The 12,623-nt window shown below is 64.2% G+C and carries 12 protein-coding genes; 3 read left to right on the forward strand and 9 right to left on the reverse strand.

Translation table 11 applies throughout. From position 1 onward, the window contains the following. Positions 1–13 precede the first annotated feature (13 nt). The 9 genes from NLN62_RS39430 to NLN62_RS39470 all read right to left on the reverse strand — a co-directional run bounded on the left by NLN62_RS39430 (position 14) and on the right by NLN62_RS39470 (position 9,133). A complete protein-coding gene (locus tag NLN62_RS39430) occupies positions 14–1,117 on the reverse strand; it encodes a sensor histidine kinase (RefSeq protein WP_254112276.1) in 1,104 nt (367 codons plus the stop codon). Continuing rightward, positions 1,114–1,554 (reverse strand): response regulator, encoded by a 441-nt coding sequence (locus NLN62_RS39435; RefSeq protein WP_027524556.1) that lies wholly within the window; start codon positions 1,552–1,554, stop codon positions 1,114–1,116. Before NLN62_RS39435 ends, NLN62_RS39430 begins: the two co-directional genes overlap by 4 nt. Then, on the reverse strand, positions 1,551–3,077 hold the full coding sequence (locus NLN62_RS39440) for a CHASE3 domain-containing protein (protein ID WP_254112277.1): 1,527 nt from the start codon (positions 3,075–3,077) through the stop codon (positions 1,551–1,553). The genes NLN62_RS39435 and NLN62_RS39440 overlap by 4 nt, the downstream gene beginning before the upstream one ends. A gap of 107 nt (positions 3,078–3,184) precedes the next feature. Continuing rightward, positions 3,185–4,534, reverse strand: a complete 1,350-nt coding sequence (gene accC, locus NLN62_RS39445) for an acetyl-CoA carboxylase biotin carboxylase subunit (RefSeq protein WP_027524558.1) — start codon at positions 4,532–4,534, stop codon at positions 3,185–3,187. An 82-nt stretch (positions 4,535–4,616) separates the two neighbouring features. Beyond that, positions 4,617–5,102, reverse strand: coding sequence for an acetyl-CoA carboxylase biotin carboxyl carrier protein (gene accB / locus NLN62_RS39450; RefSeq protein WP_027524559.1), 486 nt, complete (start codon positions 5,100–5,102; stop codon positions 4,617–4,619). A gap of 36 nt (positions 5,103–5,138) precedes the next feature. Next, the gene (gene aroQ / locus NLN62_RS39455; RefSeq protein WP_027524560.1) at positions 5,139–5,606 is read right to left on the reverse strand and encodes a type II 3-dehydroquinate dehydratase; all 468 of its coding nucleotides are present in this window, start codon (positions 5,604–5,606) and stop codon (positions 5,139–5,141) included. Between the two features lie 231 nt (positions 5,607–5,837). Further along, positions 5,838–6,653: a DUF1236 domain-containing protein gene (locus tag NLN62_RS39460; RefSeq protein WP_027524561.1), complete on the reverse strand. Its 816-nt coding sequence runs from the start codon at positions 6,651–6,653 to the stop codon at positions 5,838–5,840. 196 nt (positions 6,654–6,849) lie between these two features. Beyond that, positions 6,850–7,617 (reverse strand): DsbA family protein, encoded by a 768-nt coding sequence (locus NLN62_RS39465; protein WP_027524562.1) that lies wholly within the window; start codon positions 7,615–7,617, stop codon positions 6,850–6,852. A 112-nt stretch (positions 7,618–7,729) separates the two neighbouring features. Next, complete coding sequence (locus tag NLN62_RS39470; RefSeq protein ID WP_027524563.1) at positions 7,730–9,133, reverse strand: M48 family metalloprotease; 1,404 nt, start codon at positions 9,131–9,133, stop codon at positions 7,730–7,732. A gap of 165 nt (positions 9,134–9,298) precedes the next feature. Here NLN62_RS39470 and NLN62_RS39475 point away from each other — a divergent pair, with 165 nt between their 5' ends. From NLN62_RS39475 to NLN62_RS39485, 3 genes are all read left to right on the forward strand, one after another. Then, positions 9,299–10,486: a pyridoxal phosphate-dependent aminotransferase gene (locus NLN62_RS39475; protein ID WP_254112278.1), complete on the forward strand. Its 1,188-nt coding sequence runs from the start codon at positions 9,299–9,301 to the stop codon at positions 10,484–10,486. An 84-nt stretch (positions 10,487–10,570) separates the two neighbouring features. Continuing rightward, on the forward strand, positions 10,571–11,128 hold the full coding sequence (locus tag NLN62_RS39480) for a biotin transporter BioY (RefSeq protein ID WP_027524565.1): 558 nt from the start codon (positions 10,571–10,573) through the stop codon (positions 11,126–11,128). Between the two features lie 84 nt (positions 11,129–11,212). Then, complete coding sequence (locus NLN62_RS39485; RefSeq protein WP_027524566.1) at positions 11,213–12,550, forward strand: dicarboxylate/amino acid:cation symporter; 1,338 nt, start codon at positions 11,213–11,215, stop codon at positions 12,548–12,550. Positions 12,551–12,623: the final 73 nt, after the last annotated feature.

Here is a 12,623-nt window from a genome sequence, read left to right on the forward strand (position 1 = left end):
GGGGCTTCGCGGATCAGCTCGCGGCGGCGCTGTTCGTCGTGCTCGACGGCGCGGGCAGGCGGCGGAACTTCAGCAGGATCTTCGTCCCGGCGTGATCCGGATCGCGTTCGACGGAGGCGTCGAGCTTGGAAGCCATCGCCGCGACGATGCGCTGGCCCATCCCGGTCGAGCGCGGATCGGCCTTGGCGTTGTCGCCGACGCCATCATCGGCGATTGACAGAACGAGATCCTCACCCTGCGAGGTCAGCTCGACGTGAATGGGGCCTGCCCCTTCCGGATAGGCGTATTTCACCGCGTTCATGACGAGCTCGTTGACGATGATGCCGACCGCGACTGCGCGGTCCGGATCGATCTCGATCGGTTCGGCCTTCAGCGTCAGGCGCGACATCCGGTTGCCCTCGGCGGAGCGGCGGAGGTCCTCGAGCAGCGAATCCAGATACTGGTTCAGGACGACGCTCTTCAGATCCTGCGAGGTGTAGAGACGGCGGTGCACCTGTGCGACCGCGGCAACGCGGCCCATCGCGTTGGTCAGGGCGGCCTTGACTTCCTCCTGCGCAGCCGAGCTTGCCTGGAGATGCAACAGCGAAGCGATGATCTGGAGCGAGTTGCCGACGCGGTGGTTGACCTCGCGCAGCAGCATTTCGCGCTCGGCGGCAAGCGCTGCGTAGCGGTCGCGCGAGGCGTGGATTTCGGCTTCCGCCTCCTCGCGCGCCTTCTGCAGCTCGGCTTGACGCAGCGCGCCGTCGGCCGCGACATGCAGCAGCGGGATGAAGTCGCCGGTGACGTCCTTGACGAGGTAGTCGGCCGCGCCCGCCTTCAACGCGGTCACGGCAATGCTGGAATCCTGCGAGGCCGTGACGAAGACGACGGGCGGCGCGTCCGGGATCGCCATGATCTGTTCGAGTGTCTCGAGACCGTCGAGGCCCGGCATGTACTGGTCCAGCGCCACGACGTCGATGTCGCCGTCGACGTTGCCTTGCCGGATGCGAGCGAGGCCTTCCTCGCCGCTTGCGGCAAGAACGACCTTGTAGCCGCGGCGCGACAGGCCGCGCTCGACGAGGCGCGCCAGCGCGTCATCGTCGTCGATATAGAGCAGCGTCGGCGTGGTCTGGCTCATGTGGCGGCGGCTGGGATCTGGATGACGGAGAAGAATAGCCCGAGCTGGCGGATCGCGTTGGCAAAATTCTCGTAGTTGACCGGCTTTGTGATGTAGACGTTGCAGCCGAGCTCGTAGCAACGCTTGATTTCCTGGGAGTCGTCGGTGGTGGTCAGCACCACCACGGGCGATGCCTTCAGGTACTTGTTTTCCTTGATCCGCCTCAGGATATCGATCCCGGTCATGTCGGGCAGGTTGAGGTCGAGCAGGATCAGGAGCGCGTTGCCTTTGTGCGCCAGGCCGTTGCCATCAGCGCCGAACAGATATCTGGTGGCGTCCGTGCCGTTCGCGAACGGTACGATCTCGTTATTGACGCCGGAGCGGCGGATGTTGCGCTCGATCAGGCGGGCGTGCCCTTCGTCGTCCTCGATCATGATGATGGTGACGGGCTGGGTCATTGGTTTCTGTCCCGATTGCTGGCGTTCCACTTGATCGGCAGCGTGATCGTGAACGTGCTGCCGACGTTAAGTTCGGAGGAGACCGACATCGTGCCGCCGAGGCGCCGCACCAGGGCGCGGACGTGGGCAAGGCCGATGCCCTGGCCCGGCTTGTCCTGGAGGCCGGCGCGGCGGAACAGATCGAAGATGCGCTGGTGATCCTTCGGGTCGATGCCGCGGCCATTGTCAGAGATCTCGAAGATCGCATAGCCGAGCTTGGTGCGGCCGCGCAGCACGATCTCGCCGGGAACGCCGGCCTTGAGATACTTGATGGCGTTGTCGATCAGGTTGGAGAAGATCTGCTCCAGCGCCAGGCGGTCGCTCACGATATCAGGCAGCTCGCCGACGCGGATTTCGGCCTGCGCCTCGGCGGCCTGATGCGCTACCGTCGCCACGATCGTCTCGATCAGCTCGCCCGTGTCGATCCTGACCGGCTCGAATTCGCGCCGGCCCTCGCGGGTGAGGTTGAGGATCGCCGAAATCAGGCGGTCCATCTTGCCGATCGAGGATTTGATGAAGCCGAGCGCCTCGGAAAAATCCTGCGACAGCTGCTTGTCCGGTTCCTCCAGCGCGCTTGCTGCGGCATCATTCATTGCCAGCGGTGGCCCGTCCGCCGGCACGTGGGTGAGGCTGCCGATGCGCCGGAAGATGTCGTTGCCCAGTTCCTCGAGCTCGCTGGTGAAGCCCATGATGTTGACCAGCGGCGAGCGCAGGTCATGGCTCACGATATAGGCAAAGCGCTGGATCTCGTTGTTGGCTTCGCGCAAGTCGGCCGTGCGTTCATCGACGGTGGCCTCGAGATTGAGATTGGCATCGCGCAGGCGCGCCTCCGCCTCGTCGCGGATGGCCGCCGAGCGCCGCACCAGCCAGATCGAGATCAACGCGAGCACCACGACGAGACCGGAGCCGATGCCGGTGAGCGATGCTGCCAGCGTCTGACTGTTGTTGGCATTGGCCGAGCGGAGCGTGAATAATCGCTGTTCCTCGCGGAGCATGGCGTCTGCGGCGTCGCGGATCGTGCTCGTCGTGTCGCCGGCGGCCGCTTCGCGGACGAGCGCGGAGGCGCGTGCGAAGTCGCTCTGCTCGATGTAATTCATCTCGCGCGTGAACTGGTCGAGCCTGGTTTCGACCGCCGGCCGCAGCTTGCGGACGCTTTCCGCCTGCGCGGGATTGTCCTTGGTCAGCTCCACCAGCCTGTTGAGATGCGGCGGGACCCCCGCCACCGCGGCCTGGTGGTCGGTCCAGAATTCCGGCCCGCGCGTGAGGAGAAATCCGCTCGCACTGCTCTCGGCGCGGCGAATTTCCAGGAGCAGCGTGTGGATCTGGTTCTCGACCTCGATGGTGTGAATGACCGAGGCGTTGTCGTCACGCGCCTTGTTGACGAGGTAGACGGAGCCGGCGCTGATCACCGTCAGCACCAAGAGTCCCGCCGCGAACAGCAGGATCTGCCAAAGTGCGCGCCGCCGTCTCAGGTCAGGCGTCACGCCAACTCCAGTTCCGACCTTAAGAATTTCCACTCCCCCATGCAGAAAACCCGCCGATAACGCCGCAAGCGGCGTTCGGTTCCATAGCAAGGGTAGGACGGTGGCCGCTAGTTGCCGGATTGGCCGGCCAGGTACTGTTCGAGCCAATGGATGTGATAGTCGCCGTCGATGATGGCGGGTTCACGCACCAGGGATCGGAACAGCGGCAGCGTCGTCTCGATGCCGTCGACCACCATCTCGTCCAGCGCGCGGCGCAGCCGCATCAGGCACTCGGTGCGGGTCTTGCCGTGCACGATCAGCTTGCCGACGAGGGAATCGTAGTAGGGCGGGATCGTGTAGCCCTGATAGACGGCCGAGTCGATCCGTACGCCCAGACCGCCGGGCGGATGGTACTGCGAGATCCGGCCAGGTGAGGGACGGAAGGTCTGCGGGTTCTCCGCGTTGATGCGGCACTCGATCGCGTGCCCGATGATCTGGATCTCCTCCTGCTTCGCCGGCAGGTCGCCGCCGGCGGCAATGCGGATCTGCTCCAGCACGAGGTCGATATCGGTGATGCTCTCGGTGACGGGATGCTCGACCTGGATACGCGTGTTCATCTCGATGAAGTAGAACTCGCCGTCCTCGTAGAGGAACTCGATGGTGCCGACGCCGAGATATTTCATCTCGCGCATTGCCTTGGCGCAGGTTTCACCGATCTTGGCACGCGCGGCCGCGGAGAGGACGGGCGAGGGGCCTTCCTCCCAGACCTTCTGGTGACGGCGTTGCAGCGAGCAGTCGCGTTCGCCGAGGTGGATCGCGCCGCCGCGGCCGTCGCCGAGGATCTGGATTTCGATGTGGCGCGGCTTCTTCAGGTATTTTTCCAGGTAGACGGACGCGTCGCCGAAGGCGGATTTCGCCTCGTTGGCGGCGGTCGACAGCGCCAGCGCAAGGTCTGCCTCGCTGTTCGCGACCTTCATGCCGCGGCCGCCGCCGCCGGCGGCAGCCTTCACCAGCACGGGGAAGCCGATCTGCTTCGCGATCGCCGTCGCGTCGTCGTTGGGACCGACCGCGCCGTCCGAGCCGGGCACCACGGGGATGCCGAGCCGCTTGGCGGTCTTCTTGGCCTCGATCTTGTCGCCCATCAGGCGGATGTGCTCGGCCTTCGGACCGATGAAATGCAGATTGTGCTCGGAGAGGATTTCCGCGAAGCGCGCATTTTCCGACAGGAAGCCGTAGCCCGGATGCACCGCATCGGCGCCGGTGATCTCGCAGGCCGCGAGCAGCGCTGGAACGTTGAGATAGCTGTCCTTCGACTGTGGCGGCCCGATGCAGACGCTCTCGTCGGAGAGGCGGACATGCATCGCGTCCGCGTCGGCGGTGGAGTGCACGGCGACGGTCGCGATCCCGAGCTCCTTGCAGGCCCGCAGGATGCGAAGGGCGATCTCGCCGCGATTGGCTATGAGGATCTTGTCGAACATGGTGCCTCAGCGGGCAAATAGCGAGTAGCGAATGGCGAATGGAAGTGTAGCAACCATTCGCTATTCGCCATTCGCCACTCGCTTATTCAATGATGACCAGCGGCTCGCCGAACTCGACCGGCTGGCTGTCCTCGACCAGGATCTGAGTCACGGTTCCGGCGCGCGGCGAGGGGATCTGGTTCATGGTCTTCATCGCTTCGATGATGAGGAGCGTCTGACCGACCGAGACCTTGGAGCCGACCTCGATGAAAGGCTTTGCGCCCGGCTCGGGCGACCAATAGGCGGTGCCGACCATCGGCGAGGTGACGGCGCCGGGATGTTTCGACAGATCTGCCGGCGCTCCGGCCGCAGTCGCCGTGGCAACTGCCGCGACAGGGGCCGCGATGATCGACGTCGGCACGGCCGCGGCGACGCTGATATTGCGCGCGACGCGCAGGCGAAGTCCTGCGCGTTCGATCTCGATCTCGGTGAGGCTCGTCTCGTCGAGCAGGGTCGCGAGTTCGCGGATGAGCGCGGAGTCCTCGCTGGAAAACTTTGCGGCTGCTTTATCGTCTGGCTGGCGCGCCATGATCTTGATTCCGAACCTTCTGTTTGAAAAGGGGCGTCAGGCTTTGGGCTGGATGCCGAGCTTGGCGGCAAGGCCCTGGATCGCGAGGCGGTAGCCTTCGATGCCGAAGCCGCACAGCGACGCGAAGGCGGCGCGGGCGGTGTAGGAATGGTGACGGAAACTCTCGCGGGCGTGGATGTTGGTGACGTGCACCTCGACCGTCGGGATCTGCACCGCGAGCAGTGCATCATGCAGCGCGATCGAGGTGTGCGAATAGCCGCCGGCATTGATGATGATGCCTTTCATCTTGCGGGCGTGCGCCTCGTGGATGAAGTCGATCAATTCGCCTTCGCGGTTGGACTGCCGGCAGTCGGCCTTGAGGCCGAAGTTCGCTGCGGTCTCCCGGCAGAGCGTCTCGACATCGGCGAGTGTCGCGTGTCCGTATTTCTCCGGTTCGCGCGTCCCCAGCATGTTGAGGTTCGGCCCGTTGAGGACGAGGATCGTGTCGGTCGCAGGTTCAGCCATTCAAAATCCCGTCAGGTGCTTCGGCGGAGGTGGCGGGGGTTATAGGTAACAAAGGGGCTTAGGGGAAGCCTTCAACGACCTCCCGCGGGGCTTCAGATAGCTCATCCAGCCCGCAAAAAGCTGTGCGGAAGCTACGGAAATTGCTTGTTAACCAGTCCAAATCATGGCCGGCCGATGGCAAAAAGGGCGGGCATTGCTGCCCGCCCCTGGGGGGTGCCGATCTGGCGGCCGTCAGGCGTTGAGAACCGCGATGATCTCGTAGGTGACAGGATCGATGATCACGATCTCCTCGCGGACCAGGATGTACCTGTAGCTTCGCCACTCCGGATATATCGTCGCCACCCGCGACGGCAGGGCGTGCAGCTCGATGCCCTCACGCGGAATCCGCGTGCCGACCGAAACCGAGAAGTTGACGTTGCTGACGGGAGCCACGTGCTCCTCGTGGATCACTGACGTGATCTGCGTGCGCTGCTCGGTCGAGAGCTTGGCGCCGGCGCCGGCCTGGCCGGTGGTCTGTGTCTGGGTCGACGTGCCGGACTTGGTTTGCGTCTCCGAGCTCATGCCCTTCGACCTGTCCTGCTGGCCCTGGGCGCGTTCGTCAGTGCGTTGGCCCTTCGTTACACCCGACTTCTCCTCAGCCGTCGGATTCTTGTGCATCGTGCCCGAGGACTTTTCGTCCTTCATCGCGCCTGAGGATCTCTCTTCAGCGCCGGACTTCATTGACCCGCCGGCCTGTCCCACGGTGCCCTTTTCCTTGCCCGTCGAATCCTTGTGCATGGCGCCGGACTTCTCGTCCTTCATCGCGCCCGAGGACCTCTCTTCAGCGCCGGACTTCATGGATCCGCCAGCTTGTCCCACGGTGCCTCTTTCCTTGCCCGTGGATTCCTTATTCATGGCGCCGCCGTGCTCGGTCGCGCCAGCTGATGGCTGGTGCTGCTGCGTCTGCTGACCGCCGTACTCCTTGGTCCCAGTTCCCTGCGCATTCGCGAGACCAGTGCCCGCGACGAGTGCCAGCGCGGCAACCGAGATCATAAAGCGATTAGTCATTGAACCTCTCCTCACGTGTTTTGTGCGTCATTGCCCGCGCCGACAACGAAAGGAGAAATGAGATGTTCCGAAACTTCATCGGTTCCGAGGTTTTTGTTTGTTGAATGCGAGATGAATGGTCGCACCAAGATTCCGACAACAAAAAAGGCCGGTAAAAACCGGTCTTTTTCAATGTTCGAATAATCGAAAACGGGAACTAGCAGGTCGCCTTGCCGCAGCGTGCGACGCCGATCTTTTCCTTCAGGCCGTCGAGGCCGATGGCGCCGACCACGATCTGCTTGCCGATCACGTAGCTCGGCGTGCCGTTCATGCCCATCGCTTCGGCGAGCTTGAAGTTCTCCTCGATCGTTGCGCGCACTTCCGGAGTGGCCATGTCCTTCTCGATCTTCGCGACGTCGAGACCGGCTTCCTTGGCGGCGGCAAGCGCGTGCGCCTTGTCGGCCTGGCCGCGGCCGCCGAGCAGCTTCTGGTGGAAGTCGAGATACTTCTTGCCGGTGGGATCCTGCATGCGGACGGCGACCGCAACCTGCGCCGCCTCGACCGAGCCCTGGCTCAGCACCGGAAACTCCTTGAGCACGACCTTCAGCTTGGGATCGGCCTTCATGAGATCGAGCATGTCGGTCATCGCGCGCTTGCAGTAGCCGCAATTGTAGTCGAAGAACTCGACGAAGGTGACGTCGCCGTCCTTGTTGCCGAGCACGACCTGGCGCGGCGAGTTGAAGATCGCATCCGCATTCTGCGCAATGCTTGCTTCGTGCTTCTGCGCTTCGGCTGCCGCCTGGCGCTTGCTGAGCTCGGCCATCGCATCCTCGAGCACCTCGGGATGGCTGACGAGATAGTTCTTGATGATCGTCTCGATGTCGGAGCGCTGGGTGTCGGTGAAGCTGTCGGCCGCGGCCGGCCCGGTTGCGCCGAACACGGCGAGCGCAAACAGGGCGGGTACGATCAGGCGCAGCGAAGGCATTGGCAAATCCTCTGGTCGAAAGCAGGTTTCGGAAGACATCCCGGCCGATCTAACCTGGCCGCGCCGTGACGTCGTGGTGTTGGTGTCATTGCGTCGGTGTCGTTCTAAGCGTCTAATTGTTGCGTGGCGGTTTTGACGCCACGATGTCATCGGCCTTGACCCAGCCGGGCGTGCCAATGGCGAAACGGGTTTTTGCGCGCGTCGCAAGCTCGCGTGCGGTCTTGTTGTCGCCGCGCAGGTAAGCTGCCTGCGCCGACGCCAAATCGGCCTCCGCATAGTCCCCCTTGCGGCCATAGGCCATGGCGAGCTGTGTGTAGCCGATCGGCGCCTCCGGCTCCCGCGCCACCGCGGCACGGAGAATCCGGATCGCTTCGTCCGTGTAGGACTTATTATCAGTTCCGACCAGAGCCTGCCCAAGTAACATCTCGATGAGCGGGGCGTTGCCGGACAGCTGCACCGCCTTGTGCAGGGCAGGGATCGCTTCCGCCGCCTTCCCGCTCTCGAGCAGTGCCTGGCCGCGCACCTCGTAGAAATACGGGTTGTTCGGCTGCGCCTGGATCAGCGCGTCGATCTGGGACAGCGCGCTGCGCAGGTCGCCGTGCAGATAGGTGCTGATGGCGCGGGCATAGCGGGCTGGTATGCTGTCGTTGGACAGCGGATAGCGGCGGTAGACAGTCTCGGGCCGCTCCATGAAGGCGGAGACCTTGGCGCGAACCATGTCATGGCGCGCCTGGAGTGCCGGATCGTCCTTCTTGTCCCAATAGGGGCTGGCGCGGGCGAACTGGGCGAGCGCCTCGACGCGCTCGGCCGGCATCGGATGCGACTGCAAATAGGGATCGGCGCCGCGCGCGGCGAACAGGCTCTCGCTGGTGAAGCGCTTGAACGTCTCGTACATGCCCTTCGGCGACTGCTGGGTCGCGGTCAGGAACTTCACGCCGGCACGGTCGGCGTTCTCCTCCTGTTGGCGCTGATAGGACAACAGCGAGCGGCGGATCATCTCCTGCGGTCCGGCGACGGCGGCCGCGCCGGCATTGGCGAGACCACTGTTCGCGTTGCCGCTGCGGGCGCCCGCGACCATGGCGCCTGCGCCGAGCAGCATGGCGATGATCATCTGCGTCTGGGCGTTGGCGAGCTGCTCGCGCAGCTTGGCGAGATGCCCGCCGGCCAGATGCCCGGTCTCGTGCGCGAGCACGCCGATCAGCTGGTTCGGGGTTTCCGACTGCATGATCGCGCCGTAATTGACGAAGATGCGGCGGCCATCAGCGACGAACGCGTTGAACGATGCGTCGTTGAGGATCACCATCTGGATGTTCTGCTTCTCCAGACCCGCGGCGCGCAGGATGGGTCGGGTATATTCGCGCAGCAGTTGCTCGGTCTCGGTGTCGCGCAGCACCGGCGGACCTCTGGGGCTCTCCTGCGCCTTGATCGCCGGGAGCGGCGCCAGCACCATGGCGGTCGCGGTCACGATGGCGGTGAGAGCGGAGGCCTTCTTGCGCAAAGCGAGCTGTAGCAACATCGATCGGTCTTGAAATGCAGTTTTGTGATTGGTCTTGGTGATTGGCGTCGGACCGGATACGGGCTATGCCCTAATGAGCCGCACAATGCGGCCAGTCTGGGGCGCGGACGCCCCCGTTCCCGGCCCCCCAAGGGTTCCGAACTGGAAGCGAAATAGCAGATATTGATGGCCGATGCGATATTGAGGAACCGGCTGGAGCCTTGGCTGACGCCATCCCGCCGCAGTGACGTTCCCCCCTTCATGGTGATGGACGTGATGGCGGCGGCCGTGCGTATAGAGGCAGCCGGCGGCCACGTCATTCATATGGAGGTCGGACAGCCCGCCGCGCCGGCCCCGAAGACCGCGATCGCGGCCGCCCACAGGGCACTGGACACCACGCGGATCGATTATACCTCCGCGCTCGGCATCCCCTCGTTGCGCGAGCGCATCGCGCGCCATTATCGCGACGCCTATGGCTGTGCGGTGAGCCCCGAGCGGATCGTCGTCACCACCGGGTCTTCCGGCGGCTTCATTCTGGCCTTCCTTGCCCTGTTCGAGCCAGGTGACCGCGTCGCGGTGACGGTGCCCGGCTATCCGCCATACCGTCATATCCTGACCGCGCTGGGCTGCGAGCCGGTGCCGATCGAGACCACCAGCGAGACCCGTCACGCTCTGACCGGCGAGGCGCTGCTGGCTGCCCATCGCAAGGCGCCGCTCAAGGGCGTGCTGGTTGCAAGCCCCGCCAACCCCACCGGGACCATGATGTCCAGGGAAGCGCTATCCAGCCTGATCGCAGCCGCCGAGGGCGCCGGTATCCGCTTCATCTCGGACGAGATCTATCACGGCCTCGACTATGCTTTTCCCGCCGTCACCGCAGCGGCGCTGTCGGACCATGCGCTCATCATCAATTCGTTCTCGAAATATTTTTGCATGACTGGCTGGCGGGTCGGCTGGATGGTCGTGCCGGACGTCCTGGTGCGGCCGGTCGAGCGGCTCCAGCAGAACCTGTCGATCTCGGTGCCGTCGCTGTCGCAGATCGCGGCTGAAGCAGCATTCGACGGCGCTGCCGAGATGGAGGAGATCAAGCACGGCTATCAGGAGAACCGCCGCATCCTGATCGAGGGCCTGCCCAAGGCGGGCCTGACCAAGTTCCTGCCCGCCGATGGCGCATTCTATCTCTATGCCGACGTGTCGGATTTCACCTCCGACAGCTTTGAGTTCGCCAAGCAGATGCTGGAGCAGGCCCATGTCGCGGCCACGCCCGGCATCGACTTCGATCCCGTGCACGGCCGCTCTTTCATCCGCTTCTCCTATGCGAGATCGGGGGAGGAGATGCGGGAAGCAGTTGACCGGATCGCCCACTGGCTTAAATAGCCGCCAGTTTTTGAGAGCCTTCCGGAGTTCAACGTGTCCGATAGATCGCCTGCCGCCGCGCCGCATTTTCCTCTCGCCACCATCGTGTGGCCGGTCCAAAGCGGCGAAGCCGCGGGCGCGCTGCGCGCGGTCGTGCTGGTTGCGTTTGGAACGGCCTTGATGGCGCTATCAGCCAAGGTCAGCCTGCCGCTGCCCTATGTGCCCATGACCTTGCAGACCCTGGTCGTGCTGATGATCGGCGCTGCCTTTGGCTGGCGCCTCGGTAGCGCAACCATGATCGCGTATCTCGCGGAAGGCGCAATGGGCCTGCCGGTGTTCGCAGGCCCGGTGGGCGGCCTCGCTCCGCTCGTCGGCCCCACGGCCGGATATCTGTTCGGCTTCGTCGCGGCGGCCTTCGTCACGGGCTTTCTCGCGGAGCGGGGCTGGGATCGGAGCATGGCCTGGCTGTTCGCTGCCATGGCCATCGGCCACATCGTCATTTTGGCGATGGGCTTCGCCTGGCTTGCGTTCGGCCTCGGGCTTGGCGCTGTCAAGGCCTGGCAGGTCGGTATCGTGCCGTTCATCGCGGCGTCGCTGATCAAGAATGCGCTCGGGGCGACCTTGATGCCGGCCGCGCGCCGGATCGTCGATCGCCGCCACTAGGCGGTCAACGGTCGAGCAGTTCCATTTGACTCGGCCCGCCAAGTTGATCTTGGCTAGAACCAAGAGAATTGAGGGGAGGGAGCAATGACAACGACAACGATGACGGCGGCCGCGCCTGCCGCAAAGGCCGCGGCCAAGCCGTGGTACAAGGTTCTCTATGTCCAGGTGCTGATCGCCATCTTCCTGGGCGCCATCGTCGGCTGGCTGTGGCCTACGGTCGCAACCAACGACTGGATCAAGGCGATGGGCGACGGCTTCATCAAGCTGATCAAGATGGTGATCGCCCCGATCATCTTCTGCACCGTGGTCTCGGGCATCGCCCACATCCAGGACGCCAAGAAGGTCGGCCGCATCGGCGTCAAGGCGCTGGTCTATTTCGAGATCGTCTCGACCTTCGCGCTCCTGATCGGGCTCGTCGTCGGCAATCTGGTTCGTCCCGGCGCGGGTTTCGGCAGTGCGGCGGCGAACGCGCAGGCGGTTGCCAACTACGCCAAGCAGGCCGAGGGACAGAAGAGCGTCGACTTCATCCTGCACATCATCCCTGACACCGTGGTCGGCGCCTTCGCGCAAGGCGAGATCCTCCAGGTGCTCTTGTTCTCGGTGCTGTTCGGCTTCGCCATCATGGGGCTCGGCGAGCGTGGCCATACGATCCGCAGCTTCATCGATGATGCCGCCCATGCCGTGTTCGGTGTCATCTCGATCGTGATGCGCGCAGCGCCGATCGGCGCATTCGGCGCGATGGCCTATACGATCGGCAAGTTCGGCACCGGCGCGATCCTCAACCTGATCGGGCTGATCGCGACCTTCTATGTCACCGCTGCGCTGTTCGTGTTCGTCGTGCTCGGCACGATCGCGCGCTTTGCGGGGTTCTCGATCTTCAAGTTCCTGGCGTACATCAAGGACGAGCTCCTGATCGTGCTCGGCACCTCGTCGTCGGAAAGCGCGTTGCCGTCCTTGATGGAGAAGCTGGAACGGCTCGGCTGCTCCAAGTCGGTGGTCGGCCTCGTGGTGCCCACTGGCTACTCGTTCAACCTCGACGGCACCAACATTTACATGACGCTGGCGACCCTGTTCATCGCGCAGGCGCTCGGCGTCGATCTGAGCTTCGGCCAGCAAATCACCATCCTGGTGGTGGCGATGCTGACCTCGAAGGGTGCCTCCGGCATCACCGGCGCCGGTTTCATCACGCTCGCTGCGACACTGGCGGTGGTCGATCCACGGCTCGTGCCGGGCATGGCGATCGTGCTCGGCATCGACAAGTTCATGAGCGAATGCCGCGCGCTGACCAACCTCTGCGGCAACGGCGTCGCCTGCGTGATCGTCGCCTGGTGGGAGGGCGAGCTCGATCGCGAGAAGCTCAGTGCGCGACTGAGCCAGCAGATCGATCCGACCGACATGGAGACGGCGCTCACGACGGACTGAGCCGCAAGCTGATCGTAACGGCGCCTCGCGCCGCTGCGCCTTGAAACTGGAGGGCTGGTCGACATCGTCGATC

This window comes from Bradyrhizobium sp. CCGUVB23 (assembly GCF_024199885.1).
Lineage (GTDB): Bacteria > Pseudomonadota > Alphaproteobacteria > Rhizobiales > Xanthobacteraceae > Bradyrhizobium.

Coding starts and splice junctions, on each gene's coding strand:
- accB (WP_027524559.1), bottom strand. CDS start 5,102: ATGGCGCGCCAGCCAGACGATAAAGCAGCCGCAAAGTTTTCCAGCGAG.
- NLN62_RS39465 (WP_027524562.1), bottom strand. CDS start 7,617: ATGCCTTCGCTGCGCCTGATCGTACCCGCCCTGTTTGCGCTCGCCGTG.
- NLN62_RS39435 (WP_027524556.1), bottom strand. CDS start 1,554: ATGACCCAGCCCGTCACCATCATCATGATCGAGGACGACGAAGGGCAC.
- NLN62_RS39470 (WP_027524563.1), bottom strand. CDS start 9,133: ATGTTGCTACAGCTCGCTTTGCGCAAGAAGGCCTCCGCTCTCACCGCC.
- NLN62_RS39475 (WP_254112278.1), top strand. CDS start 9,299: ATGGCCGATGCGATATTGAGGAACCGGCTGGAGCCTTGGCTGACGCCA.
- NLN62_RS39430 (WP_254112276.1), bottom strand. CDS start 1,117: ATGAGCCAGACCACGCCGACGCTGCTCTATATCGACGACGATGACGCG.
- aroQ (WP_027524560.1), bottom strand. CDS start 5,606: ATGGCTGAACCTGCGACCGACACGATCCTCGTCCTCAACGGGCCGAAC.
- accC (WP_027524558.1), bottom strand. CDS start 4,534: ATGTTCGACAAGATCCTCATAGCCAATCGCGGCGAGATCGCCCTTCGC.
- NLN62_RS39485 (WP_027524566.1), top strand. CDS start 11,213: ATGACAACGACAACGATGACGGCGGCCGCGCCTGCCGCAAAGGCCGCG.
- NLN62_RS39460 (WP_027524561.1), bottom strand. CDS start 6,653: ATGACTAATCGCTTTATGATCTCGGTTGCCGCGCTGGCACTCGTCGCG.